The sequence below is a fragment of the Streptococcus infantis genome, assembly GCF_047464615.1.
Taxonomy (GTDB): domain Bacteria; phylum Bacillota; class Bacilli; order Lactobacillales; family Streptococcaceae; genus Streptococcus; species Streptococcus infantis_Y.
Genome location: NZ_JASHBO010000001.1, coordinates 163,971 through 188,953, shown reverse-complemented (window position 1 = coordinate 188,953; position 24,983 = coordinate 163,971). Strand labels below are relative to the sequence as shown.

Genomic DNA, 24,983 nt, shown 5'->3' with positions numbered 1-24,983 from the left:
TTTTCATTGAGTATTAGGAGAAACCGAAGTAAATCTTTCCACAATAAAACGCATAATAGCAAGTTCATTTATACCTGATACAATGCGTTTTTTTGATTATAAAGACTTTTAGCCCTGCCTCTAGGCGTTTAGAACCTTGTCTAAAAATTCTTTAAGTCGCGGATGTTGTGGGTTGTCAAAGATTTGATCAGGTGTTCCGTCTTCTAGGAACTCGCCATCTGCAGTAAAGATAACGCGGTTGGCAACCTGACGCGCAAATCCCATCTCATGGGTTACGATAATCATGGTCATGCCTTGCTCAGCCAATTCTTTCATAACGTTTAGTACGTCTCCAACCATCTCAGGGTCAAGGGCAGAAGTTGGTTCATCAAAGAGCATGATATCAGGATTCATTGCTAGTCCACGAGCGATAGCCACACGTTGTTTTTGACCACCGGATAGGCTATCTGGGTTAGCATTAGCTTTATCTGCTAGTCCAACCTTTTCAAGCAACTCCATTCCCAATTTCTCAGCTTCTTCCTTAGTCATCAACTTGTGCTCAATAGGAGCAAAAGTAATGTTTTCCAATACAGACATGTGTGGGAAGAGGTTGAAGTGTTGGAAAACCATTCCAATATTTTCACGGACGTGGTCAACATTGGTTGTTTTTTCAGTTAAATCATAGCCGTTCACAGTGATGTGACCGCTAGTGACTTCTTCTAGAAGATTGAGGCTACGGAGGAAGGTTGACTTACCAGAACCTGAAGGACCGATGATACAAACAACATCTCCTTCATAGAACTTAGTCGTAATTCCTTTTAGGACTTCATTTTTTCCGTAGTTTTTGTGTAAATCATTTACATCAATTTTTAGTTTTGCCATTAACGAATCCTCTTTTCTAAGCGTTTCGCTAGTCTAGTCAAAAGTGTGATAATTACAAGATAGAAGATGGCAAGGATTGCATACATCTTGAAACTTTGGTAGTTACGGGCGATGATAATCTTACCAGTTTGGAAGAGTTCAACCAAACCGATAGCAGATACGATAGTTGTATCTTTCAAAGCGATGACAAATTGGTTGACGAAGTTTGGCAACATCAATTTAGTTGCTTGTGGCAAGACAATCTTACGCATGGTTTTTCCATAAGAGATACCCAAGCTTCGGCTGGCTTCCATTTGGCCAACTGGAACGGCCTGAATACCACCACGAACGATTTCAGCGATATAAGCCGCTGCATTGAGGGAGAGGGCGATTGTACCAGCTACAAAGTCGTTAATTGGACTTTGTTGGCCTGTAAGGGATTCGATGAAGTTTGGAATTCCCCAGAAGATGAAGGCTGCAAGAATCATCAAAGGAATACCACGGATAACGTCAACGAAAATCTCAGAAATCACACGAAGAGATTTGTAGGGGCTGACACTAAACATACCGAAGATAATCCCGATAACAATAGCAATAGCAAATGAGATAAGAGCTAGAGCAAGAGTGATACCAAGCCCGCTAAGGAGCTGTTTGTAGTTGTTTTGAAGTAAACCCCAGATAGTTGTTTCGTCAACAGTGCTTGTTGAAGTAGTTGAAGATTCGCTAGCTAGGTATTTGTCAAGAATCTTTTGGAATTCACCGTTTGCTTTAAGGTTAGCAAGTCCGTTATTGAACATTTCAATCAATTCTGGATTTGTGCCTTTTTTAACGGCAAAGGCTGTTTCTCCGATTGGACTTCCAGGGATTGGTGTTTTCAATTTTTGACCTTGGCTGATAGAATATTTGAGAACAGGTTCATCATCCATAACAGCATCAATGGCACCAGTGTTTAAACTGTCATACATTGATGAACCATCAGCGAAGGTTTTAATTTGATAACCGTATTTGCTTTGATTTTCTGTTAGGAAGGTTTGAGAAGCAGTTCCGTTTTTAACACCGACCGTCTTCCCTTTCAAATCTTCATAAGAAGCAATAGTGCTGGATTCTTTGACGCCGAGGATTGTGTTTGCAGTGTAGTATGAATCTGAGAAATCAAAAGTCGCCTTACGAGCATCTGTGACAGACATACCAGCAATGATACCATCTGCTTGACCAGCTTGGACAGCGTTAATAGCGGCATCGAAACCAGGGTTGGTGATTTCAATTTCAAAACCTTGGTCTTTAGCGATTGCCTTAATCAATTCCATATCAATACCAGTGTATTGGTTGCTTGAATTTTGGAAAACAAAAGGTGCAAAAGAAGAATCGCTGGCAATGATGTATTTAGCTTTAACAGGAATAGCTTTTAAGCCCGCTAGAGTAGTTGTGGTTGGCACTGCTGAAGATGATGAAGCAGTCCATTTCTTGATGATTTTATCAAGGCTACCATCTTTTTTCATCTGAGCTAAAGCTTCGTTAAATTCTGTAACTAGGTATTCGTACTTGCTACCTTTTTTAACTCCAAAGGCAAAGCTTCCAACGGCTTCTCCGTCCATGTTGATACTGAGATCTTGCCCTTGGTTAATAGCGTACTCGATAACTGGTTTGTCATCCATGATGGCATTTACAGCACCTGTACTGAGACTGTTATTCATCAAATCACCAGTATCAAAGGTTTTGATAGTGAAACCATATTTATCTTTGATGCTTTCTAGGAAACGTTGTGCTGCAGTACCGTTTTTAACACCGACGGTTTTGCCAGTTAATTGGTCATATTTACTAATCTTGTGTGCCTTCGTAGTCGCAATGACAACTTTTGTATCATAGTAAGTATCAGACATGGTGAAGACTTTTTCACGTTCTTTCGTCTTTGTCATACCAGCCATGATTGCATCTGCTTGCCCTGCTTGGACCGCATTGACAGCAGCATCAAAGCCTGGATAAGACATTTGGATATTCCATCCTTTTATCTCAGCGACTTTATTGATGATGTCGACATCAATTCCTTTATAAGTCTGGTCTGTATCTTTAAACTCAAAGGGTGCATAAGCAGTATCACTAACAATCTTGATAGTGTCCGCATTAGCATAGCCTAAAGAGAATAAGGGAAATAAAAATAATAAAAATGCAAGGATTTTTTTCTTCATGTTTAGTCTCCTTTTTAGAATATTTACCCATTATAGCAGAAAATAAAAAAGTTGGCAAGTATTTAGTGTTTTGATGTAAGAAAATGTGACATTGATTTTTCCTTTTCTTTCTTGAATTGCTATTAAAAAGTGCTATAATAATAGTATATATAGAAGAAAAAAGGACAGGGATATGAAGAACAAAAGAATTTTTAAAGACTTCCAAGCTTCAAAAATGAGTTTAAACATTTACACAAGCCCCTTGTTAGCCTTTGCTTTTGTCTTTATAGGAGAGTTTGTGGCTTATACTTTGTATGGTATTAGTTTGTTAGCTCTCATCGGACTTGCTAGAAATTTTGGAGAGGGTGGTCAAAATCTTGCAACCTACTTGCAAACCTTGCATCAGAGCTTGACGGACAAAACAGGTGATTTTCGTTTAATTTTAGAATTGCTGGCCTTTGGTTTTATTCTCAACACTGTGTTCAGATGGACTAAAAAAGTTGAGAAAAGACCTATTCGAACCTTGGGATTTTATAGAGAGAATTTCCTCAGCAATCTTCTGAAAGGATTTGGCTTAGGCCTGACACTTTTTATTCTGACCTTGTTAGGTTTAGTAGCTTTAGGGCAATATCGTTTTGAGTCCATTCACTTGAATCCTTATTCGCTAGCCTTTGTCATTTTTACCATTCCATTTTGGATTTTACAGGGGACAACAGAAGAAGTGGTGGCCCGTGCTTGGCTCCTTCCTCAATTGGCCTCAAGAACCAATCTAAAACTTGCTGTTCTTATATCTAGCCTGTTCTTTACCCTGCTTCATATGGGCAATTCTGGTCTAACCCCTCTATCTCTAGTGAATCTGTTTTTATTCGGAGTTGCCATGTCACTTTACCTCCTCAAAACAGATACAGTTTGGGGTGTAGCAGGTATTCATGGCGCCTGGAATTTTGCTCAGGGTAATCTCTTTGGGATTTTAGTTAGTGGTCAACCATCAGGAACGTCATTGATGACCTTTTTACCACAAGGTAATCAAGATTGGCTATCAGGTGCCTCTTTTGGGATAGAAGGATCTATCATGACAAGTCTGGTTTTGCTACTGCTGATTGTCTATCTCGTCTATCGATTAAAGAAAGAAAATGAAAGGATGTGACTTAGGTCCGTCCTTTTCTTCGTGAAAATGTTACAAGTATGCTAAAATAGGAATAGCACATCGAGAGAGGATTCTTATGATTAACCGCATTATAGATAATCAATTTAAACTAGTATCAAAATATCAACCATCTGGGGATCAACCGCAAGCTATCGAACAGTTGGTAGATAATATCGAGGGTGGAGAAAAGGCTCAAATCCTGATGGGGGCGACTGGTACAGGTAAGACCTATACCATGAGCCAGGTGATTTCCAAAGTTAATAAACCAACCCTAGTCATCGCCCACAATAAGACCCTAGCAGGCCAGCTCTACGGGGAGTTTAAGGAATTTTTCCCTGAGAATGCTGTCGAGTACTTCGTGTCCTATTACGATTACTACCAGCCAGAAGCCTATGTTCCCTCTAGTGATACTTATATCGAAAAAGATAGTTCAGTTAACGATGAGATTGATAAACTCCGTCACTCCGCTACATCAGCGCTCTTGGAGCGTAACGATGTCATCGTTGTAGCATCTGTATCTTGTATTTATGGTTTGGGTTCTCCTAAGGAATATGCGGATAGTGTAGTAAGTCTGCGCCCAGGACTTGAAATTTCTCGTGATAAACTGCTTAATGAATTAGTCGATATTCAATTTGAACGCAATGATATTGATTTCCAGCGGGGAAGATTTCGTGTACGTGGAGATGTGGTGGAAATTTTCCCAGCATCTCGTGACGAGCATGCCTTTCGTGTTGAATTCTTCGGAGATGAGATTGATCGTATTCGTGAAGTCGAAGCTCTTACGGGGCAAGTTCTGGGAGAAGTGGATCATTTGGCGATTTTCCCAGCGACTCACTTTGTGACCAATGACGACCACATGGAAGTAGCGATTGCTAAGATTCAGGCTGAGTTGGAGGAGCAGTTAGCTATCTTTGAAAAAGAAGGCAAACTCCTTGAAGCGCAACGCTTGAAACAACGGACAGAGTACGATATCGAGATGCTACGTGAGATGGGCTATACAAATGGTGTCGAAAACTACTCCCGTCACATGGATGGACGAAGCGAAGGAGAGCCTCCGTACACACTTCTTGATTTCTTCCCAGATGATTTCCTGATTATGATTGACGAGAGTCATATGACTATGGGGCAGATCAAAGGAATGTATAATGGAGACCGTTCACGTAAGGAAATGTTGGTTAATTACGGTTTCCGTTTGCCGTCTGCCTTGGACAACCGTCCCCTTCGTCGTGAAGAGTTTGAAAGTCATGTCCACCAGATTGTCTATGTTTCAGCGACGCCAGGTGATTACGAGATGGAACAAACGGACACCGTGATTGAGCAAATCATCCGTCCAACAGGTCTTTTGGATCCTGAGGTGGAAGTTCGTCCAACTATGGGACAGATTGATGATTTGCTTGGTGAAATCAATGCTCGTGTTGAAAAGAATGAACGCACCTTTATTACTACCTTGACCAAGAAAATGGCAGAAGACTTGACTGATTACTTCAAGGAAATGGGTATCAAGGTCAAGTATATGCACTCGGATATTAAGACCTTAGAGCGGACAGAGATTATCAGAGATTTACGATTAGGAGTCTTTGATGTCTTGGTTGGAATTAACCTCCTTCGTGAAGGAATTGACGTACCGGAAGTCAGTCTGGTTGCCATTCTCGATGCCGATAAGGAAGGTTTCCTCCGAAACGAACGTGGTCTGATCCAAACCATCGGTCGTGCAGCCCGTAATAGTGAAGGGCATGTCATCATGTATGCAGACACTATGACTCAGTCTATGCAACGTGCCATTGATGAAACAGCCCGTCGTCGTAAGATTCAGATGGCCTATAATGAAGAACACGGCATTGTCCCACAAACTATTAAGAAGGAAATCCGTGACCTTATCTCTGTAACAAAAGTTGTGGCTAAAGAAGAGGACAAGGAAGTCGATATCAATAGCCTCAATAAACAAGAACGCAAAGAACTAGTCAAGAAACTGGAAAAACAAATGCAAGAAGCCGTCGAAGTGCTTGACTTTGAGTTGGCAGCGCAAATACGTGATATGATGTTGGAAGTCAAGGCGTTGGGTTAGATAGGATAAAGCGAATGAAGATTATCATTAAAACAATGGAAACTCCTGAAGAGATAGAAGGCAAATCCCTCGTTCATTGGCAAACGTGGAGAGAGGCTTATGACAATCTTTTACCCGCGGAATTTCAGGAGACGATGACATTAGAAAGATGTCGATTCTTTAGTCAAAAATATCCAGAAAATACCTTGATTGCGATGGATGGAAAGCAGGTCGTTGGATTTATCAGCTATGGAAATTTTCGTGATGAGACCATTCAAGCTGGTGAAATCATTGCCTTATATGTTTTAAAAGATTACTATGGAAAAGGTGTGAGTGAACAGTTAATGCATGCTGCATTTGTTGCTCTTGATCATTTCTCTGAAATTTATTTATGGGTATTGAAAGATAATAAGAGAGCCATTGCTTTCTATCAAAAAATGGGTTTTACTTTTGATGGTCAAGAAAAAATACTTGACCTTGGAAAACCTGTTAAGGAATTGCGGATGATGTTTTCTTCAAATAAAAATTCCTAAAGGACATATCTATCAATCTTTGAACCATTATCAACTAATCAAGTATAAAAAGTGAAATAGATAGAATGAAACAAAGAGATGAAGGAGAAGATGAATGAAAATTCTAGTCATCAATGGACACCCAGATAAGGAAAGTTATTGTCAGGCTATTTTTCAAACCATTGTAGAAAATATTGACACAAATCATCATGAAGTTGAAGTGATCAAACTCAATGAAGAAGACTTTGATCCTGTTTTACGTTATGGTTATCGAAAACGTATGGAAGAAGATTCTTTTATCCTTCGTTCTCAGGAATTAATCCAATGGGCAGATCATTTCATATTTGTTTATCCTATCTGGTGGAGTAGTATGCCTAGCCTCATGAAAGGCTGGATTGATTGGGTCTTCACACCTGGGATTGCCTATTCTGCCAATGGCCAGGGGAGTTTTATCTGGAATTACCTAAGAGGCAAGCAGTTTAAAAAGTTATTAAAAGGGAAAACAGCCAGTATTTACGCAACCTCCATGGCGCCCACTTGGTGGTACAAGATCTTTTCGGGTCCTATCAACATTCCAGATAGCTATGGCATCTCTGTTTTGAAAAATGCGGTCTTGAATCACTGTGGGATTAAAACCAAGCGCGTGTGCGTACTAGGTGAAGTTGGACGGGATGTGAATACAGCAAGTATGCGTGAAGAGCATCTCCAAAAAGTAGCAGAAGAAGTTAAAAAACTATCATGAAACAAAAAAGTAAGAGACAGAAAATATTAAAAAAACACCAGAAATCAAATCGAAAGATTGGTTTACTAGACCGCATGAATCTGTGGTTTGTGCAACATTCAACAATTGCCTGGATCCTTGATGCAAGCGTTCTGTTCTTTTCTGCTCTAGGAATATTATGTCTATTGTACGGGACAACCCTTATTCCAAGTCCCTATCGGGAACCGCATTATAGTTTTCCACTTTATTTAAATATCGTTCTTTTGGTGAATGCATCTTATCATACTTTCCTTCGTAACTTTAGGAAAGACTGGATTTCCTTGCGAAATTTTGCAGAAGTGTTTTTATATTCTAACGGAATTGCTTGTGTATTACAGTTAACGATTGGGATGACCTCTAAAAGAGGAAGAAGACTACTTCCGATATGGGCATTAGACTATCGCTATATCTGGTTTCCCCTCGTTACTTATTTCATTTTCTTTCTAGTGCCTATTGTGACAATTATAATTTCCAAGTATATTGAAAAGAAAAAGAGAAAAGAAGAAAATGGGAAAAATACAATCAAATCAAAGTAACAAAAGAAAGTCAAATACAAAAAAGAATCACCCAAGAAAAGAAAGTTTTCAGCTTTGGCTAGATTCTCATAAAATTATAGGTTTTTTCCTGATCCTTGCTCTCATCTTAGGAATAGGACTAGGTGTTACCCTTGTTTTTAAACTTCTTCCTATTCCGTCTCCATACCGAGATATCAACTATAGTTTTCCAATATATATAAATCTTTTTTGTCTGGTGTATCGATTATTTGACTATTGGTTCCTAGACTTGTCTAAGACAAGGATGACAATAAAAAGATATGCAGATTTATTTATCTATCTTAATAGTATTGGTTTAATAGTTCATCTCTTTATTGGTATTGGCGGGAAAAATAGTAAAGGAATTTTACCTCCCCTCTTATCCCTAGATCACCGCTACATCTGGTTTCCTATTGCAACTTATCTGATCTTTTTCAGTTTGGCATCTATTATAACTCTAGTAATGAAATATATTGAAAAGAAAAGGAGTCAATCATGATGAAACATCTAACTGTATTTAGGTTTATTTATCTTTTGTGCCTGGTATTTGTACTGCTTCATTTTATCTTAGGGCTTTTTGGTTTAGCCTTTACACCGGTCTTGTGGAATTTCTGGTTCTTTGGTCTTTGTTTAACCCTATTTATCCATCCGTGGACTATCTTTTATAAATCTAGAATCTTTCAATGGCATCATCTGATTTTTCAAGCTCTCAGTGGATTCGTTGCTCTCATAATCTGGTTTATGATATTTTTATTTTTCTCCACGGTTCCAGATTCATCTATGCCTATCAATTTAGACTACTATGTGATTAGGGAAAAAAATGAAATAAGAATCATCAGAGGATTCTTACTCCATGAAATTCATGAATATCATGACTTAGTTAATCCTTTGATTATGAAGTCTAAAGTTAAGTATGTAGAAAAAAATTAAACATTAGAAAGTGAGTCCTATGTCTAGAGCACAATTAACCATTCTAACTAATATTTGTCTAATAGAAGACCTTGAAACTCAGCGCGTGGTTATGCAGTACCGCACTCCTGAAACCAACCGCTGGTCTGGTTATGCCTTTCCAGGAGGCCATGTAGAAAATGGCGAGTCTTTCGCAGAGTCTGTCATTCGTGAAATCTATGAAGAAACAGGTCTGACGATTCAAAAACCTCAACTGGTCGGCATTAAAAATTGGCCACTAGATACAGGTGGGCGCTATATTGTCGTTTGTTATAAGGCGACTGAGTTCTCTGGTACCCTTCGCTCTTCAGATGAAGGAGAAGTTTCTTGGGTGCAAAAAGACCAGATTCCAAACTTGGATCTGGCCTATGATATGTTACCTTTAATGGAGATGATGGAAGCTCCGGACAAGTCTGAATTTTTCTACCCTCGCCGTACAGAAGACGATTGGGAAAAGAAAATATTCTAATCCTTTACTAAATAACCTAGCTGGTCCAAGGCCTTCTCGATATAGAGAAGGTCTTGTTCGTTTTCAGCTTCGACTAGGTGATAATGGACGCCATCTGTTAATTCAGAAAGTGGTCTAAAGTCAGATCTTTCGACTTGCTCTAAAAAATGCTGAACGTCACGGCGACAAGAGAGTTTGAGCAAGGTTTCAATTTCACCGTAGACAGGATGATCAATCAAGGTATTCTGAACACGTCCCCCATTATCGACGATAGCTAGAAGTTCTTGACCAATTTCTTCCATCTCGTGCTTAACTTTAAACAGTTTGTGAACATAAGGATTGGTTTTATTCTCTTTATAAATATAGCCACGATTGGTTGATAAGATCGGAGCACCATCAGCACGTAGAACAGCAATGTCCTGAACGATAATCTGACGGGTTACATGAAAACGGTCTGCTAAAGTTTGACCATTTAGAGGTTTTTGAGACTCCTTTAACAGTTGTAAAAGTGCTTCTTTTCGATTTTTTGTCATATTCTTCTCTCTTAACGCTTAACGGCGTTTTCTCAATGCTTTATAAACAGCCAAGGCTAAGTAATAGTCTACCATACTATGGATAATAGTACCAAATCCAACTAATACAAACAAGACATAGAACATATTTTTTAAGTCAGTTCCAGTACTAGCATAAAAAATCATACAAGCCAAGACTTCAGCAATAGCATGAACCAAACCAAGTACAAAGTTAAAAATCAATGAAGATTTCTTATTGTCCAAGGTTTGAGGATGTTTTTGAAGATAGAAAGCGCCTAGACTTCCAAAAAAGATATGGGAAAAGGCACGAAGTACGATAACAATCGGATACCCAGCCATGAGAAATCCTAAACTAGAAGCTATAATAACAAAGATAGCCATCCATGGAGAGAGAAACATAGCGATAAAAATAGCAACGTGACTTCCTAAAGTGTAGGAAGCGGGAGGAATGACAATTTTAAAGGGCATCACCAAAGGAATCAAAATAGCGATAGCTGTTAGCAATGCGGTTAAGGTCATGAATTGTGTTTTCTTTTGTGTATTCATAATAACTCCTTTTAACTGTATATACAGTTGTATAGTACAATAAAAAATCAAACAAGTCAAGAAGCAAAATTGATTTTAGAGAAGATTATTTTAAAATGAGGAAAAAGAATGCTAAAAAGAATTAATAAAATTTTAAAAAAATAAGCAAAAAACTCTTGCACTAAACAAAGTAGTGTGGTATACTTATAAACGGTTTGAAAAAACTGCCTAAGACAGTAGGGGAGCTCGACTCATAAATATCCTACCGAGGACAAAACGTATCATTTAAAAAGAAGCGTATTGTACTTTCGTGTCTAGGTTTGGGCGCGTTTTTCTTTTGGAAAAATTCCCCAAGCAAAATAATTACGGAGGTGAACACACTAATGAGTGAAGCAATTATTGCTAAAAAAGCGGAACTAGTTGACGTAGTAGCTGAAAAAATGAAAGCTGCTGCATCAATCGTCGTTGTAGACGCTCGTGGTTTGACAGTTGAACAAGATACAGTTCTTCGTCGTGAGCTTCGTGGAAGCGAAGTTGAGTATAAAGTTATTAAAAACTCAATCTTACGTCGTGCAGCTGAAAAAGCTGGCCTTGCAGAACTTGCATCTGTATTTGTTGGACCATCTGCAGTAGCATTTTCTAACGAAGATGTTATCGCTCCAGCGAAAATCTTGAACGACTTTGCTAAAAACGCTGACGCACTTGAAATCAAAGGTGGTGCAATCGAAGGCGCTGTCGCATCAAAAGAAGAAATCGTTGCTCTTGCAACTCTTCCAAACCGCGAAGGACTTCTTTCTATGCTCCTTTCTGTACTTCAAGCGCCAGTGCGCAACGTTGCTCTTGCAGTCAAAGCGGTTGCAGACAACAAAGAAGACGCAGCTTAATCTTAAGCTACGCAGCGTAGCCTAGCTACAAAAATATAAACATAAAATATAAACTTATTTGGAGGAAATAACAATGGCATTGAACATTGAAAACATTATTGCTGAAATTAAAGAAGCTTCAATCCTTGAATTGAACGACCTTGTAAAAGCTATCGAAGAAGAATTTGGTGTAACTGCAGCTGCTCCTGTAGCTGTAGCTGCTGCTGGTGGTGCTGAAGAAGCTGCTAAAGATTCATTTGACGTTGAATTGACAGCTGCAGGCGACAAGAAAGTCGGCGTTATCAAAGTTGTACGTGAAATCACAGGTCTTGGTCTTAAAGAAGCTAAAGAACTTGTTGATGGTGCACCAGGTGTCATCAAAGAAGGCGTTGCAGCTGCAGAAGCTGAAGAAATCAAAGCTAAATTGGAAGAAGCAGGAGCTTCAGTTACTCTTAAATAATAGAGCGACTACTTTAGTAGCTTAAAAACATGATTAAACCGCTATTCTTAGGAGTAGCGGTTTTTCTTTTTGTTCGAGAAGGGGCAAAAAAGGGGCAAACTATTTATAAAGTTTATCTAAAACATCAACAACTTTTGACTTGATGTTCTTGGTAACGTGAGTATAGATTTCCATGGTTGTCTTACCGTTATCCTTATGTCCTACTCTCTGAGTAATGGCTTTTAGAGGAATGTTGTTTTCAGCAAGTGTACTGATAAGGGTGTGTCTTAGGATGTGAGGGTGTAATGGCTTATTTATCGGCTTCTTTAACGTGGCATTAGCATTCTTCATCAACTTACCGATGCTTGATTTATGAATTGGAATACCGCTAGATGAAACAAAGATAAATCCCATATCTTTATAGTTTGGATTTGTATTTTTCCGTAGTTCATGCAGCTCTATAAACTCTTCTATAATCTCAATTTCTTTATTGGTTAAATCAACTACTCTGATAGATGATAAGGTTTTAGGAGTTGTCTTGATACCCTCTGAACCTTTACGAGTTGGATCTAAAGTTCCGTTAATAGTGATAGTACGTTTTTTCTTGTCATAATTCTCAAATTTAAGCGCACTAGCTTCACCGACACGACAACCATTTAAAGCCATAAATTCAGCCATGCGGGCAACGTGATACCCTCGGTTATATTTTTTCATAGCTTTTAAGAGTCGCTTCAATTCGCTTTGTTCAAGGAACTTATCTTCGATACGCTCCATAGTTTCGTATGTGACGACTTTTTTGGGCAGCCTGACACGTTGGATAGGGTTGCTATCAATCAACTCTAAATCTTGAGCGTATTTGAATACCATACTTAGTACGGATTTATGTTTTTTTAACTTGATGTGATTTTCTTCGGAATCTGTGAAATACTGTTGTGCGTACTTAGCAGTGATATTTTTTATTTTAATCCCTGGCGCAAAATTTTCTTTTACTTCATCTACTGCATAGACCATAGTTTTCTCGGTAGAAGCTTTGATGGACTTTTTATGGAGATCCCACCAATCACTTAGCACGTCTTCGAAAAGCATATCAGTAGTAGTCAAGCTTTGTAGCTTTTCAGCTATCTTTTCATCTAGTAGTTTTTGTGCTTCTTTCTTAGCTCTGCTTGATCCTGAATCAAGCGTTATAGCTAACCTTTTCCACTTTTCAGTGTATGGATCTTTGTAGCGCTCAAAAAATTTGTATTTTCCGTTGGGAAGTTCTTCCATCCACATTGTATTTACCTCACTTTTTTGATAAAATGGGTATAGTAAAGAGGGCTTTTTAATGCCTTTTACTATCCAAGATATCCTCACACTCAAAGTTTGGCGATGGCGAGTGTGGGGATTTTTTTGTTTAGACGATAGGAATAAGTTCACCGCCTATTTGTTGGTTTATATAATCTCTGTCTTCTGGATATTTCAACAGATAGGAGTTGATAGCTTCCATAATCTGGAAGTTCAATAATCCCACTGGTGATACTGGGCCCCAAGTTTTGAATATGGTTAGGGAAAAGATGAGTGTCTTCAAACCGTTTTGTCCTTGCCCATTCTTGTAATCTTCTTCTGTGATGTGCAATCGATTGTGAAAGAATCTATTGTAATTGATTTTGTTCTTTTCTGTTGTGAAGTTATAGACTCTTCCAAGATGGGCGCATCTGTTACGATAGGAGAGTAAGAAGTAAAATACATTGATAAACAATTGTTTAATATCATTATCTATATTTTCTTTGTCTAGTCCTGTCATGCGCTGGATAACTTCTGTCTTTATATGCGACTTTTGTAGTTTATAAAAAGTGATTAGGTGACCAAAAGTCATCCCTTTAACAAGAATCCAAGGCGGCACGTTGCCATGGATTTCTCGATAATGTTTATATGGTTGAGTCTTATCTTGGGTGATTTTATAGCATTTACGTAGAAACTTAGATCGTTCAGACTCTTTGAATTTTTTAGCACCTCGTTCATAGTTCTCTCTTTGAAGGTATTTATTTTGGTCTGCAGTATAATGTTCTGCGACTACGTAGGAAAGAACGGTTCTAAGATGAGCCTCGATTTCTTGTAATGCTAGATTGATGTTTGTTCGTATGCTTTTGTTCATGAGGAAAAAGTCTACGAGTTTTTCAAATGTTGCGCCCTCTTTAAATTTCTCTCCTTGATCAATACCAATTTCTTTATAGCCGTTTATGATTTCGTAATAGCTGTATGTTGATAAAATGCTGATTGCAATGTTTTCATCTCGGATGGTAAGTCCTCGAGATTTTAGGAGTTCTATCTGCTCTCGGAACGTTTTGAAAGGTTTTGTTTCCATATCTCTCCTTTGTAAATCAAAAAGAGCCTCTGCATAGATGCAAAGACTCTTTTAGGCTCCCAGGGGGGAGCATTCACTTAGATTAACCTAATTATAGAGTCTTTTGTTGTTTTTGTCAAGTTTTTTGTTAAATTTATTTTTATTGTTGCCAACTATTTCCAAAATGGAAACAGTTGGTTTTAACTTATACTCAGTGTTGCGATTTGTTCCTCGATTGTTTTAAACGGCTTCAAAAAAACTCCCCCATTCTATTTAGAATGAAGGAGCTTTCCCGTATCGGTCCCCGTAGAGATCCCGACGCTTTTTCTCTAATGAATTCATTCTAAATGATTTTTTTAAAAAGTCAACTGTTTTTTAATATTTTTAAAAAATATTTTTTTATTTCTCTCTATACAAATCCATGACTTCACCGATAGTCTGGAGCTCGTTGTGTTCTTTTTACCTCTTGTATTTTAAGCAATTTCTTGTAATTCTCTTTGAAATTGTTGCAAAGCCATAATGGTCCATCCCTCGTCTTTTTTGTATCCTTGAACAATATTGAGAGCATAATATTCTTGACAATTACAATTATACATTAGAAAGTTCATCAAACGATTATGCAATGCAGGCTTTGACATTTGACTACGTTCAATAAGTTGTTTAAATGTCAAGCCAGATTTTATGTACTCAAGAAGTTTATAATCATTGAGAAACAAAATTGATGCAATGGTATTTGCTTCGTCCTCTATTGGGATAATCTCAGTTGGGTAGGAATCGCTATAGTTTGACGAGGTCTTAGAAACCAGGACTTTATCATAAACAGAATCCATAAGATGACAGTATATATGGGCTAATTCGTGAAGGATTGTAAACATAACCCTTCCCTTAATCACATCTTGGTTGATATAAACAACAAAACGATTCTTTTGAAAATCAGGAATCGTCATTCCAGAACAAACATTACAAAAGCTGAAATCAACCAACAAGAGAGAATTATTTGAAGTTAAATTATATTTAAGTTCTTGTTTTTTATTCGGGAACCATTTGTACATTAAATCCGCTTCAAAATAGACAAATAAAATATTAAACTTAGTTTCAAAGAATTCAATGATTAGGTCGAAAGTGATTTGAGAAATATGGATATTGAAATGGTTAGATATATCCATAAGTAGTCTGTTTGCATTTTCGTGATATTGTAAGTAAGTTTCTTTTGAGGGTCTTGTAAATCGTTTCAAATAGCCACCTACTTCCAGAAAGAATCATCTTTGGCAAGAGCACGAGCATTTTTCATCATGCTAAAGAGTGCTTTGTTAAAACGCTCTTTTTCATCGTCGGACATATCCTCAGTTTCTTTTCGAAACATTATTAGAGTTTCAAGCTCTTGAGTGTTCATCAAATCGTCATTCGATGTGTAAGGATTTTTTGTTCTGCCCAATAAATAATCCGTGGACACATTGAAGTAGTCGGCGATTTGTTGTAGCCGTTCAGCAGACGGTTGATTCCTTTTCAACCCATACAAAGAATTCTTGCCAAGCTTTAGCTTATCTTCTAAAGTGTTTAGCGAAATCCCTTGTTTTTCACATAAATCTTTTACGATTTCAAAAGTAGAAAACATTGATTTATCAGCCTTTCTAAGACATGACAAAAAATATTTTATAAAATACGCAAAAAAGTAGTTGACATTATTTTGCGTTTACGCTAAAATAGTTTTTGTAAGTTAATGAGTTAGTAAAAAACGAAGTTAAAACTTATCTAAAAATAAATAGCTTTGGCGAGCAAAATGAGTTGATAGATATAATGTTTTATCAAGGTTTTTAATTATGCTTTCATTTTAGCAGATACGCTAAAAACTGTCAAGCGTTTTACAAAATAATTTACTAACTCTTTAACTCCATTAAAAATAAAAGGAGGAGGTCACATGAGCCAACAACATCGCAAATGGATTGAGCTTGTAAAAGAACGAATTGAAAAACGTGGGTGGTCGCAAACGGATTTGGCTATCGTTGTAGGTGTTAGTCCGTCAGCCATCACGCAATTATTCAAAGATGGTAAAGGAAGTGATGACTTGAAGCTTCGCATTAACAAGAAGTTGCGGATTAGTGAGTCATGGGAAAGATTTGAGGAGTAGGAGGAATAACATGACCTTAGAAGAACGAGTTGCAGCAATTGAGAAGCGATTGAATATGGTTCGCTTTGAAGAACCAAAAGTTGCACTTTTAATCTCACAAAGTACCTATCACAAAATCATTGACCAAATCGTTGAATTGGAAAGTGGTAATTTAGAAAAAGAGTTGGAGGAAGAAGATGAACGAAGTTATTAAAGTGACTGTGAATGACAATCAAGAACCGATTGTCTCAGCAAGACAATTACATAAAACCCTTGAAGTTAAGACAAGATTTAGCCAATGGGTGGAACAAAACTTTAAAGGGTTTGAAGAAAATTATGATTTTTGCTCCGTAGTTACAACTACACAGCTAAATCAATATGGTGGAACAAAGGAATTGCAAGACTATGCTTTATCATTGGATACTGCAAAACACTTAGCAATGATGTCGAAAACCGACAAAGGAAAAGAAGTCAGACAGTACTTCATCCAAGTAGAAAAGGACTTCAACAGCCCTGAGAAGATTATGGCAAGAGCCTTGCTCATGGCGGATAAGAAGATTCATAAACTGGAGACGCAGATTGAAGCGGACAAACCCAAAGTCCTCTTTGCAGACGCAGTGAGTGCAAGCCATACATCTATCTTGGTTGGTGAACTTGCCAAACTCATTAGCCAAAACGGCTACAAAATCGGTGCCAATCGACTCTTTACTTGGATGCGTGAAAATGGCTACCTGATTAAGCGCAAAGGATCAGATTGGAATATGCCAACCCAACGTAGCATGGACTTGAAACTCTTTGAAATCAAGGAAACAAACGTGCAACACGCAGATGGACATATCACTGTGAACAAGACACCAAAGGTCACTGGCAAGGGTCAGCAGTATTTTATCAACAAGTTCTTGAGTGAAGATGAAGTAGCGGGGTAGGGAGATGAACGAACTAGAAAGAACAGCCCTCAATGAGATATTGAGGACTGTAACATATATTGCTGAAAAAGTGGATGAAATTGAAAAAATTTTAGAACCACAAGCAGAGATTAAAGACGAGATCATTGAGGCTTTATCTGCTGGCAAAGGAATCGTTGATTATGGTATATGCTCTGCAAAAGGCCATGTTGGCCTAAGGGCGCTCAACAACGACGAACGTCTTGCTGTGGGTTTGCCAGTGGATGAGCTTATTACAGGGGATTTAGGTGTTTAACAAAAAATTTCAATTATCTTTTGAACGGCTGGTTTATTTTCACGCTCAACAGCATCATGCCATGCGTTTAAAAATAGTTCAAAATCGGGTATTCCATACAGATTTGCTAATTTAGGTAATTCTGTAAAGAGTTCCGGAAACTCTCTAAAAATAGGGAGTAGCAGTGTTGCTAAGTATCTATTTTTAGGGCGGTCTGTAGAATTTTGGATAAGATGAATAATTTCGTCGGATTGATATTTTACTAATCTTTTGTGATTGAAGACTTCAATATCAAGTAGGATTTCTTGACTGTATTGCAAATATGGCACACTCCTTGAATGTTTATCCCATATGTTTTGATTTGAATATTCTTCTAAAAAATAATGAGCTGTCATTTCACAAATCACTTCCTCGAACCAAAACATCGTCCGCTGCTTAGGACTGGAATTGATGTAAAAATGGCACAACTCATGAGCTACTTGGTAAACGTTTCTGGCATAGAGGTCTGAACCTTGGGTTGATAAAAAAATGATGTGATTATCTGCAAATACCATCGGTGCATCGACGATTTTAGCATCAACAATATATAATTTCTTATCAACAATACCAGGGAAAATCTTATTTGCTATATGAGGTAGATTAAGCATTACGAGTGGGTGGACACTCTCAGAGACACCATAGAAATAAAACCAATCTTTAGCATTAGGTAATTGAAATCTAAACATAATTTTTCTCCAATCGTTTTATTTTGATTATACCACAAACAGAAAGGAGTACGGATGGAAGAAAATAAAGAATATCTTCATGAACGCATAAAGCATTTTCAGTCATTGGTTGATTATATGTCTGAGCGTGGGCAAAAGTATTATTTAGAAAAAGATTGGTTCGATAACCCAACTCTAATTTCTATAGAAGACGCAAAAAAAGAAGTAGAACTAGCCAAAGAGCAATTAGAACTACTTTCTGAATAATTAATGACTGGATAAGAAAGGAGAAGAAATGGAAACATTTATTATATCAGTTCTGACATCTTTAATTGTGACATATACTATGATGCATTACCACATTTATAAAGTAAATGAACTGTACAAAAAATATATGGATTTCGAAACATCAAGCGTTAAGAAATTTGCTGAAGATATCATAAGCAAACTTCCAAAAAATTCTTCCCTAGGGGAGTGATAGAGAAGCACATTTTTTCAAGACTAATTTCTGGATAGTGTTGAAGAACTTGTTGAACAATGAAGTTATTTCTGATGAAATCATAGTTTGAATCAGTTGTGGAATATCTATCATCATCAATCTTTAACAGGCCTAGTCGTTCTAAGTTCGTTAGAGAAGGGGCGAGTTCATCAATTTTTTCACTTCCATCTATAAAGTAGATGATTGGGAATATTATTTTGTAGCCACTATCGTATCTTGCGATAGCTTTCATGATAGGGATTGGGGTTCCTACTAAGGGATTCTGTCCTTTTAAAAATTGAAGAATACGTGCATCCGTTACATCTAGTTGCTTGATAATCTCAACGAAAGACGGGTGTATAATCGAGTTCTTTCGATCGTCAAATGAACTTGCTAATATTTTGGCAAACATAGAACGCAACTCTTCTTCCTCAATATAATACTTAGATGCTTCCAATGCAGGTCCTAATATTTTTAGAGGCGGTTCTTGAACGTTCTCTGGTGGGATAGTTGCCACTTGTTGAAGTGTGCTATTTCTGAGATTCTCAACATCGATTTCGTTTTTTGCACGCAATAATGCTGCTTGATTAGAAACATCGTGGCCATAATTGATGTACCACCAATCTTGCAATGTTTGAATAGGTCCGGCAAATACACCGGCTGAAGTAGCTCCTCCTAAAAATCCTGTAACAAGAGGAAGAAAGTCTTTGAATTGGTTAGGATCCATAATTATTACTCCTTTCTATTGGAATTTTGACTAAAACGGTGAGAGGTCCTAGTCAAGAATATTATAGCAATTTAGGAAGGAATCACATCAGTCTCAAGACTGATATAGGAGTCTGAATGGAAGATAAAATTATCGAACTTGCTGATTACTTCATCAGCGAATCTAAAACGTACAGAGAAGCAAAGATAGCGTGTGAGAAGCTATTTAGACAAGTCAGCCATGAGATAGAACTCAGGGCGCTGGAAAGTGAGACAATTTGACAACAACACAAAAAAGCACCTGACAGAAATCAGGCGCTCAACAAAAATTACTAACTAGATTATACCACAGAAAGAGAGGAATTACCATGCCAGTTATAAATAACGTGAATTATCGCCCTGTATCTCAAACCGAAAAAGCTGAGTATGGAGGATATAAAAGCTTAGAAGAAAAATTCAACGATCTATCTGAGACAACTTTAAAACTTTGGGCAAATGAAATGAAAAATCATCCTGAATTTAAATATTTCGTTTATCATCCAACACATAAAACGGTTTTAGTAAATTACAAAGGTTTTGCTCTGTACTGTATGTGGAAGTCACGGAATAGATACAAGACAAAAAAAGAGAGTCTGAGAGAGATGTTGGAAGATTTAAAGAAAGTAAAAGACCTTTTAAAAGAGGTTGCTGAATTAGATTTGGAAGATCTTATTGCGTAAGAGGACAAATATGAACATACTAAACAAACTAACAAAATATTTCTTAGGCCAAGAAAGGAATGTAGATTGGAGAATCGTTGCATTAGACTTGAACCGAGAGTTGATTGAAGTCCAAGAAAGATTACAACAAGCAAATCAAGAAATCGCAGACTTGAATAAAATCGTAGCAATCTACAAAGAAAAGGAAAATGCAAAATGATGGAATACTTATATTTCGTGACAATCGTAGGAATTGCTCTGTGGTCGCTAGTAAATACATTGGATGACCACGCTGAAATGAAGCAGAAAGAACACCAGCGAATAGCGAGCAATATTGCACGCATGAACCTGAGAAACTCAGATAAGCAATTTACTTATGATGTAGAACCGCCTGTAGGGTTGAAATAAGGAGAGAAACATGACTCAAGCGGAACGAATTAGGGAATATTATAGAGAGCACCCTGCTGCCTCATATGATGAAGTGGCTGAGGTTGTCGGTACAACAAATAGTAATGTGAGAGCGAACTTAGCCAAAGATATCAAGGCAGGCAGATGCGTTCGCTTGGAAGATAAGTCATACGACTACTCGCCTTACTTTAATCACACAAAGGAACTCACAGAGTTGGTTGATTGGAAGAATGACAACAGACGTGAGTGGGTGGATATGCTGACAAGAGCAGCAGAGAAAGAAACGGATAGCAACGTTATGCGTTTGCTGATTAAAGAAGCAAATAAACTAATGAAAGAGGTGACTAAATAATGGCTAGTTTATACGAACTAACAGGACAGTTCCTGACAATTTACCAATTAGATATCGATGACGAAACAAAAACGGATACGCTTGAGGCTATCGATTGGCAAGAACAATTCGAACAGAAAGCGGAAGGGTATGCTCATGTTATCAAGAATCTAGAAGCAGATGTGGCCATGTACAAGGCTGAGGAAGATAGCTTCAAAGCCAAGAAACAGGCGGCACAGAAAAAGCTTGATTATGTCAAGGATAATATTATGACAGCTATGAACGTTACGGGGCAAACCGAAGTTAAGAGCGGTGCTCTTACTATAAAAGTTATTAAGAATCCAGAATCAGTCAAGGTCAAGGAAGACGACCTCCCGAAAAAATATTTTACAAAAAAAGTGACGCTTGCGCCGGACAAAAAAACACTCAAAGAGTTACTTAAATCTGGCAAGAAAGTCAAAGGAGCCGAACTCATTAGAACGGAAAAGTTGGTGATTAAGTAATGGAATTGATGAATAAAACACGAGTAACAGATTCACTAGCAGTTGTGATTGGACCGGAATCAATTGAAGTGCTTGTTACTGAAGGATTTCTATTCGATGTTGCGATTCGTTTTGTGAAAGTAGACGAAACGAATCTTGATCAGGGAAATGAAAAGCCGGTGTTTACTCCGGAGTACAAACTTGTCACAGTCGCTAAATACAAAGAAAAACCTATTTTTGAATCAGAGGAAGATATTCGAAAATTCGAAAAACAAGCAAAAGAAATTAAGGCGCTATTTGCCTTTGCAAAGGTAAATAAACAAAATTGGTTTAACACGGCCCTTTATCCAGGAGTGCTAACGGAGAAAGTTGGTGTTTGATGAAAATTTTAGCTATTGATCCATCAAGCAACAAAATTGAAACCAGTACAACAGGGGTTGTCTTGTTGGAGAATGCAAGATTAGTTGGTAGCTGGGTTGTCTCTTATGGTATGAGAGGTTTCGCTGATTGGTTTCACGAAATCGGAACAAACCTTGAATTCGATGTAGTTATTGTTGAAGAATTTAAGACGAGGGATAACGAAAAGTCAAAAGACAATAGCGTGGCAGAAACCATCGCTTATATCCAGCTTTGTTATCCAGAGACTATTCTTCAATTTAATGCAGGTTATAAATCAGATATCCCAGATGAACTTTTAAAAATCTTAGGCCTTTGGAAGTTTGAAAAAAGCCATCATCAAGATGTTCGAGCAGCTGCAAGACTTGGATTATTTTGGGCAATGAGAAATGATATTGAAGAAGTAATTCAAGATATTGGAAAGGTGGTGAGTGAGTATAACAATAACGTTAAGAAAGTGGCAAGCTGAAGCAGTCAAAAGAAGTGACCACTTATCAAATGGAATCTTTCTAGAGGCTCTTGGAGGTAGGGGGAAAACCATATGTGCTCTAGCCATCGCCAAACACAAAAAAGCTAAGAAAATTATCATCACAAACAATCGACTAGCAATTCTGAATGGTTGGATAGATGCAGTCAAGTTTATGAATTTTGATAAAGGTGTTGAGATTATCATTCAGACAGATAGATATCTTCAAAATCAAGTCAAAAAGGGGCATAAATTAGATTGTGATGTGCTGATAGTAGACGAATGGCAGAATATGTCGTCTGACAAACAAGTGGCCTTATATTGCAAAATAAAGCGAAAATACACGATAGGTCTTTCAGCGACACCAATTCGGAAAAAAGGACAAAATTTCTATCCGCTTGAAAAAACAGTTTTTGGATGGGCAACACCAAACAATAAATTTGATTGGCAAAAGACTCATGGAAAAATGGTCTATGATCCGTTTAGCTATTCAAAAGAGAAGTGGGAAGATTTTAGGAATTATGAAAGTTATATCTCAAACTTGCCGAACTTCTTCCGCTGGGAAGACATTGAAAAGATTGAGAATGCCACTGAAAATAACGGTTTTGAAACCAAGTTCTATCCAGTCACAGTTAAAGCTGGAAACCCTGAGAAATTAGCTGAGTTTAGGCAGCTTAACCTGGTCACTGTTGGAGACAAGACGGCTATGGCTAAACAGTCCTTTGGCCGCAAGACCTTTGAACAGTACCTAAATCAAACTGGTGTGACCGTTGATTTTCCAAAGTTGAAACCAGTTAACGCTGATACCCCTCTCATGCTAAAGCTAGACGGTTTGATTGAGAGAGCACCTCATGACATGCTGATTGTCAGCAAGTCTAAGCAGATTGTCAATGTCATTCGCGAGCGCCACCCTGAAATTGGAATCTGGACGGGCGATATCCAAGAAGGACTTGATAAGAAAATCGTGGTTGCTACCAGTCAAGTTCTTGGAGTGGGGGTTGATGGTCTGCAGCACAAATATCAAACGGTTGTCGTGCTGGATCCGGTGGATAAGTCTTCTGGTGAATATGATGACTATCGTCAATTGTTGTGGCGCGTGACTGGTTCACGGCAGCAGCATGATGTGAATATTATCGAATTTTATTATAAAGAAAGTAAAAAAAGAGGAAAACAAAATGAACAAAAAAACTGAAATGATCGTATTTCGTAGCCGTAAAACCGGAAAATTTCTTAAGTCTTACAAAGACAGAGGCTCCTTGGCATTTGAAGCTGACTATTGTTGCTTGGAACATTGCTTGAAGATTCCTCGTAAAAAATACGAAGAAAACAAAAAGACCTACAAGGCTCTTGCGGCAGCTTTTGACTGTGAAATCGTCGCAGTTGAAGCAGAATACAAATTGACCTATCCGAATGGCTCAGAAGTTGAACCTATCAAGCATAATCTTCCATCCATTGAAGATTTAATCGAAGATATTTTGGGAGGATTATAATTATGGCATTTACACTTCCAGCAAATAAACCACAAGTTCCTAAAGATACCCCACGAAATTTTTTCATCTACGGTGAAACCATGAGCGGAAAGTCTTATCTTGCAAATGAATTCCCAAATCCAATCGTTTTGAACACAGACGGGAATGCAGAAGCTAACACTGTTCCAAGCATTCAGCTGATCAATGAAAAAGATGACAAGGGACGAATTACCAATTCAGTAATTAAACAACTTGGAGATATCTTGCTTGCTCTCCAGACACAGAAGCACTCTTATGAAACAGTCGTTATTGATGTAATTGACGATGTTATTGAAATGATTAAGATTGCAGTTTGTGATGAATTAACCCCAGTTGGTAAACCTCGCTTGAAATCCTTGTCGGAAATTCCATACGGCAAAGGATACGACTTCTTTAACCAAGCTATCACAGAATTAGTCATTGATCTCAAAGCATTGCCAATGAATGTTATTTACATCAGTCGTCAGGTATCTGAATATGATGACAATGGTAATGCAACCAAAGACAAACCAAGCTTGAAAGATAAGTATGTCAATCTTATCAATGGAAACTCTGATTTGATGATCCACACTGAAAAACTCGGCAACAACTACAACCGTGAGGTTGACCGCAAGCGTAAGACCTACTATGTGAACCATGTTGATGACAAGGCTATTTTGAAAATCTTAGCAACTATCCGTGGGGCTGTTGAACCTGCAAAAGGTAAGTCAGCGCAAAAGAAAGAAGCATCTAAGACAACTAAACCAGCGAAAACCGAAAAGCCAAAAGAGGCGCCTAAGAAAGAAGTTGCCTCTGATGATGAACTATTTTAAGAAATAAAGGAGAATACACATGAGCTTACTAGATATCGCAAAATCAATCAAAAAAGAGGGCTTTGACCCACGCAAAGACAGCGCCAACGGTCCTGCACCAATCCCAGCTGGTACTTATCCAGTAGTCCTGAAGAAAGCAACCTTCAACGTATCGGACAAAGGCTGGGAAAGCCTTGGTTATCAATTTGAAATCCGTGGCGGTGATTACAGTGGACGCTCTGAATTTGCAACATTTGGCACACTGACTGAATGGAACGGTAAGAACCTTGACTGGGCAGTTGAACGCACTATGAAATTCTTTATCAAAGCCTTGGTCCTTGCTGGCGACAGTATGCAAGGAAATGAAGAAGACGGTAAAGCCTTGGAAGAGGCTCTAAAACGTAAGGCAGTTGGCTCTTACTACAACCTTGTTATCTCTGTGACTAAGGGGAAAGATGGCCGTGAGTTCCGAAACTATGACCTTGAAGAAGAAGCACAACCGCTGACTGAAGCTGATATTGATGACGATGATGATTCAGACTTACCATTTTGATAACTAAAAAATGTTTGTTCTTTGAAAACTTAATAAAAACACTTGACAAATTGCCCGTACAGTTATATAATTTATTGTACGGGCGGAAAAGAGGTGA

At 37.9% G+C, this 24,983-nt stretch carries 37 protein-coding genes and 1 other annotated feature; of the genes, 27 read left to right on the top strand and 10 right to left on the bottom strand.

All coding sequences use genetic code 11. The features are described from left to right. Positions 1-120: 120 nt before the first annotated feature. Together QM450_RS01015 and QM450_RS01010 are read right to left on the bottom strand one after the other, a co-directional pair. A complete protein-coding gene (locus tag QM450_RS01015) occupies positions 121-861 on the bottom strand; it encodes an amino acid ABC transporter ATP-binding protein (protein ID WP_414319397.1) in 741 nt (246 codons plus the stop codon). Then, on the bottom strand, positions 861-3,026 hold the full coding sequence (locus tag QM450_RS01010) for an ABC transporter substrate-binding protein/permease (RefSeq protein ID WP_414319396.1): 2,166 nt from the start codon (positions 3,024-3,026) through the stop codon (positions 861-863). Before QM450_RS01010 ends, QM450_RS01015 begins: the two co-directional genes overlap by 1 nt. A 172-nt stretch (positions 3,027-3,198) precedes the next feature. Between QM450_RS01010 and QM450_RS01005 the strand changes: the two genes are divergently transcribed. From QM450_RS01005 to QM450_RS00970, 8 genes are all read left to right on the top strand, one after another. Next, on the top strand, positions 3,199-4,152 hold the full coding sequence (locus QM450_RS01005; RefSeq protein ID WP_414319395.1) for a CPBP family intramembrane glutamic endopeptidase: 954 nt from the start codon (positions 3,199-3,201) through the stop codon (positions 4,150-4,152). A gap of 76 nt (positions 4,153-4,228) precedes the next feature. Next, the gene (gene uvrB / locus QM450_RS01000) at positions 4,229-6,217 is read left to right on the top strand and encodes an excinuclease ABC subunit UvrB (protein ID WP_414319394.1); all 1,989 of its coding nucleotides are present in this window, start codon (positions 4,229-4,231) and stop codon (positions 6,215-6,217) included. Between the two features lie 14 nt (positions 6,218-6,231). After that, positions 6,232-6,729, top strand: coding sequence for an N-acetyltransferase family protein (locus tag QM450_RS00995; protein WP_414310541.1), 498 nt, complete (start codon positions 6,232-6,234; stop codon positions 6,727-6,729). Between the two features lie 94 nt (positions 6,730-6,823). Further along, on the top strand, positions 6,824-7,450 hold the full coding sequence (locus QM450_RS00990; protein WP_371559142.1) for an NAD(P)H-dependent oxidoreductase: 627 nt from the start codon (positions 6,824-6,826) through the stop codon (positions 7,448-7,450). Beyond that, positions 7,447-8,004 (top strand): hypothetical protein, encoded by a 558-nt coding sequence (locus QM450_RS00985; protein WP_414319393.1) that lies wholly within the window; start codon positions 7,447-7,449, stop codon positions 8,002-8,004. Before QM450_RS00990 ends, QM450_RS00985 begins: the two co-directional genes overlap by 4 nt. After that, positions 7,976-8,500 carry a hypothetical protein gene (locus QM450_RS00980; protein WP_241768492.1) on the top strand — a complete coding sequence of 175 codons (525 nt, stop codon included), beginning with the start codon at positions 7,976-7,978 and terminating at the stop codon, positions 8,498-8,500. Before QM450_RS00985 ends, QM450_RS00980 begins: the two co-directional genes overlap by 29 nt. Next, positions 8,497-8,931, top strand: coding sequence for a hypothetical protein (locus QM450_RS00975; RefSeq protein WP_045763321.1), 435 nt, complete (start codon positions 8,497-8,499; stop codon positions 8,929-8,931). Before QM450_RS00980 ends, QM450_RS00975 begins: the two co-directional genes overlap by 4 nt. 19 nt (positions 8,932-8,950) lie before the next feature. Beyond that, positions 8,951-9,418, top strand: coding sequence for an 8-oxo-dGTP diphosphatase (locus QM450_RS00970; RefSeq protein WP_414319392.1), 468 nt, complete (start codon positions 8,951-8,953; stop codon positions 9,416-9,418). Here QM450_RS00970 and QM450_RS00965 read toward each other — a convergent pair. Beyond that, entirely contained in the window at positions 9,415-9,930 is a 516-nt protein-coding gene (locus QM450_RS00965) for a transcription repressor NadR (RefSeq protein ID WP_281334992.1), read from the bottom strand. The genes QM450_RS00970 and QM450_RS00965 overlap by 4 nt on opposite strands. Before the next feature lie 18 nt (positions 9,931-9,948). Further along, positions 9,949-10,476: an ECF transporter S component gene (locus QM450_RS00960; protein WP_001095969.1), complete on the bottom strand. Its 528-nt coding sequence runs from the start codon at positions 10,474-10,476 to the stop codon at positions 9,949-9,951. A gap of 188 nt (positions 10,477-10,664) precedes the next feature. Then, positions 10,665-10,800, top strand: a sequence feature (ribosomal protein L10 leader region). Between the two features lie 38 nt (positions 10,801-10,838). Between QM450_RS00960 and rplJ the strand changes: the two genes are divergently transcribed. Together rplJ and rplL are read left to right on the top strand one after the other, a co-directional pair. Beyond that, positions 10,839-11,339: a 50S ribosomal protein L10 gene (rplJ, locus tag QM450_RS00955; protein WP_001287269.1), complete on the top strand. Its 501-nt coding sequence runs from the start codon at positions 10,839-10,841 to the stop codon at positions 11,337-11,339. A 73-nt stretch (positions 11,340-11,412) separates the two neighbouring features. Continuing rightward, complete coding sequence (gene rplL, locus QM450_RS00950; RefSeq protein ID WP_001196968.1) at positions 11,413-11,778, top strand: 50S ribosomal protein L7/L12; 366 nt, start codon at positions 11,413-11,415, stop codon at positions 11,776-11,778. Between the two features lie 99 nt (positions 11,779-11,877). On the opposite strand, the gene QM450_RS00945 is transcribed toward rplL, so the two are convergent. From QM450_RS00945 to QM450_RS00930, 4 genes are all read right to left on the bottom strand, one after another. After that, positions 11,878-13,029 (bottom strand): tyrosine-type recombinase/integrase, encoded by a 1,152-nt coding sequence (locus tag QM450_RS00945; RefSeq protein ID WP_414319391.1) that lies wholly within the window; start codon positions 13,027-13,029, stop codon positions 11,878-11,880. 121 nt (positions 13,030-13,150) lie between these two features. Then, positions 13,151-14,101 (bottom strand): Abi family protein, encoded by a 951-nt coding sequence (locus QM450_RS00940; protein WP_414319390.1) that lies wholly within the window; start codon positions 14,099-14,101, stop codon positions 13,151-13,153. A gap of 452 nt (positions 14,102-14,553) precedes the next feature. Next, the gene (locus tag QM450_RS00935) at positions 14,554-15,315 is read right to left on the bottom strand and encodes an ImmA/IrrE family metallo-endopeptidase (protein ID WP_414319389.1); all 762 of its coding nucleotides are present in this window, start codon (positions 15,313-15,315) and stop codon (positions 14,554-14,556) included. An 8-nt stretch (positions 15,316-15,323) separates the two neighbouring features. After that, positions 15,324-15,695, bottom strand: a complete 372-nt coding sequence (locus QM450_RS00930) for a helix-turn-helix domain-containing protein (RefSeq protein WP_414319388.1) — start codon at positions 15,693-15,695, stop codon at positions 15,324-15,326. A gap of 303 nt (positions 15,696-15,998) precedes the next feature. On the opposite strand from QM450_RS00930, the gene QM450_RS00925 reads away from it, so the two are divergent. Genes QM450_RS00925 through QM450_RS00910 form a run of 4 tightly spaced genes read left to right on the top strand, consistent with a single transcriptional unit; the run spans position 15,999 to position 17,387 of the window. Next, on the top strand, positions 15,999-16,208 hold the full coding sequence (locus tag QM450_RS00925; RefSeq protein ID WP_164232111.1) for a helix-turn-helix domain-containing protein: 210 nt from the start codon (positions 15,999-16,001) through the stop codon (positions 16,206-16,208). A 10-nt stretch (positions 16,209-16,218) separates the two neighbouring features. After that, a complete protein-coding gene (locus QM450_RS00920) occupies positions 16,219-16,401 on the top strand; it encodes a hypothetical protein (protein ID WP_414319387.1) in 183 nt (60 codons plus the stop codon). Further along, positions 16,385-17,113, top strand: a complete 729-nt coding sequence (locus QM450_RS00915; protein ID WP_414319386.1) for a phage antirepressor KilAC domain-containing protein — start codon at positions 16,385-16,387, stop codon at positions 17,111-17,113. Before QM450_RS00920 ends, QM450_RS00915 begins: the two co-directional genes overlap by 17 nt. Before the next feature lie 4 nt (positions 17,114-17,117). Further along, entirely contained in the window at positions 17,118-17,387 is a 270-nt protein-coding gene (locus QM450_RS00910) for a hypothetical protein (RefSeq protein ID WP_414319428.1), read from the top strand. On the opposite strand, the gene QM450_RS00905 is transcribed toward QM450_RS00910, so the two are convergent. Then, positions 17,384-18,091, bottom strand: a complete 708-nt coding sequence (locus tag QM450_RS00905) for a hypothetical protein (protein WP_414319385.1) — start codon at positions 18,089-18,091, stop codon at positions 17,384-17,386. The two genes, QM450_RS00910 and QM450_RS00905, sit on opposite strands and share 4 nt — an antisense overlap. Before the next feature lie 54 nt (positions 18,092-18,145). Here QM450_RS00905 and QM450_RS00900 point away from each other — a divergent pair, with 54 nt between their 5' ends. After that, complete coding sequence (locus QM450_RS00900; RefSeq protein WP_414319384.1) at positions 18,146-18,337, top strand: hypothetical protein; 192 nt, start codon at positions 18,146-18,148, stop codon at positions 18,335-18,337. Between the two features lie 170 nt (positions 18,338-18,507). Here the strand turns inward: QM450_RS00900 and QM450_RS00895 are convergent, their stop codons facing one another. Continuing rightward, positions 18,508-19,275, bottom strand: coding sequence for a DUF4393 domain-containing protein (locus QM450_RS00895; RefSeq protein WP_414319383.1), 768 nt, complete (start codon positions 19,273-19,275; stop codon positions 18,508-18,510). 116 nt (positions 19,276-19,391) lie between these two features. Between QM450_RS00895 and QM450_RS00890 the strand changes: the two genes are divergently transcribed. From QM450_RS00890 to QM450_RS00835, 12 genes are all read left to right on the top strand, one after another. Further along, positions 19,392-19,535: a hypothetical protein gene (locus QM450_RS00890; RefSeq protein ID WP_185768959.1), complete on the top strand. Its 144-nt coding sequence runs from the start codon at positions 19,392-19,394 to the stop codon at positions 19,533-19,535. Positions 19,536-19,621: 86 nt separating this feature from the next. After that, positions 19,622-19,972 (top strand): excisionase, encoded by a 351-nt coding sequence (locus tag QM450_RS00885; RefSeq protein ID WP_414319382.1) that lies wholly within the window; start codon positions 19,622-19,624, stop codon positions 19,970-19,972. 10 nt (positions 19,973-19,982) lie between these two features. Beyond that, the gene (locus tag QM450_RS00880) at positions 19,983-20,171 is read left to right on the top strand and encodes a hypothetical protein (protein WP_414319381.1); all 189 of its coding nucleotides are present in this window, start codon (positions 19,983-19,985) and stop codon (positions 20,169-20,171) included. Next, on the top strand, positions 20,168-20,359 hold the full coding sequence (locus QM450_RS00875) for a hypothetical protein (protein WP_414319380.1): 192 nt from the start codon (positions 20,168-20,170) through the stop codon (positions 20,357-20,359). Before QM450_RS00880 ends, QM450_RS00875 begins: the two co-directional genes overlap by 4 nt. A gap of 10 nt (positions 20,360-20,369) precedes the next feature. Then, complete coding sequence (locus QM450_RS00870; protein WP_125409062.1) at positions 20,370-20,711, top strand: hypothetical protein; 342 nt, start codon at positions 20,370-20,372, stop codon at positions 20,709-20,711. Then, a complete protein-coding gene (locus tag QM450_RS00865; protein ID WP_414319379.1) occupies positions 20,711-21,193 on the top strand; it encodes a siphovirus Gp157 family protein in 483 nt (160 codons plus the stop codon). Before QM450_RS00870 ends, QM450_RS00865 begins: the two co-directional genes overlap by 1 nt. Then, complete coding sequence (locus QM450_RS00860) at positions 21,193-21,552, top strand: hypothetical protein (protein WP_201058232.1); 360 nt, start codon at positions 21,193-21,195, stop codon at positions 21,550-21,552. Before QM450_RS00865 ends, QM450_RS00860 begins: the two co-directional genes overlap by 1 nt. Then, positions 21,552-22,037 (top strand): hypothetical protein, encoded by a 486-nt coding sequence (locus QM450_RS00855; protein WP_414319378.1) that lies wholly within the window; start codon positions 21,552-21,554, stop codon positions 22,035-22,037. Before QM450_RS00860 ends, QM450_RS00855 begins: the two co-directional genes overlap by 1 nt. Beyond that, positions 22,000-23,226: a DEAD/DEAH box helicase family protein gene (locus tag QM450_RS00850; protein ID WP_414319377.1), complete on the top strand. Its 1,227-nt coding sequence runs from the start codon at positions 22,000-22,002 to the stop codon at positions 23,224-23,226. The genes QM450_RS00855 and QM450_RS00850 overlap by 38 nt, the downstream gene beginning before the upstream one ends. Then, positions 23,210-23,524 carry a hypothetical protein gene (locus tag QM450_RS00845; protein ID WP_414319376.1) on the top strand — a complete coding sequence of 105 codons (315 nt, stop codon included), beginning with the start codon at positions 23,210-23,212 and terminating at the stop codon, positions 23,522-23,524. Before QM450_RS00850 ends, QM450_RS00845 begins: the two co-directional genes overlap by 17 nt. Positions 23,525-23,526: 2 nt before the next feature. After that, positions 23,527-24,354: an AAA family ATPase gene (locus QM450_RS00840; RefSeq protein ID WP_414319375.1), complete on the top strand. Its 828-nt coding sequence runs from the start codon at positions 23,527-23,529 to the stop codon at positions 24,352-24,354. Between the two features lie 19 nt (positions 24,355-24,373). Further along, positions 24,374-24,886 carry a hypothetical protein gene (locus tag QM450_RS00835; RefSeq protein WP_414319374.1) on the top strand — a complete coding sequence of 171 codons (513 nt, stop codon included), beginning with the start codon at positions 24,374-24,376 and terminating at the stop codon, positions 24,884-24,886. Positions 24,887-24,983: the final 97 nt, after the last annotated feature.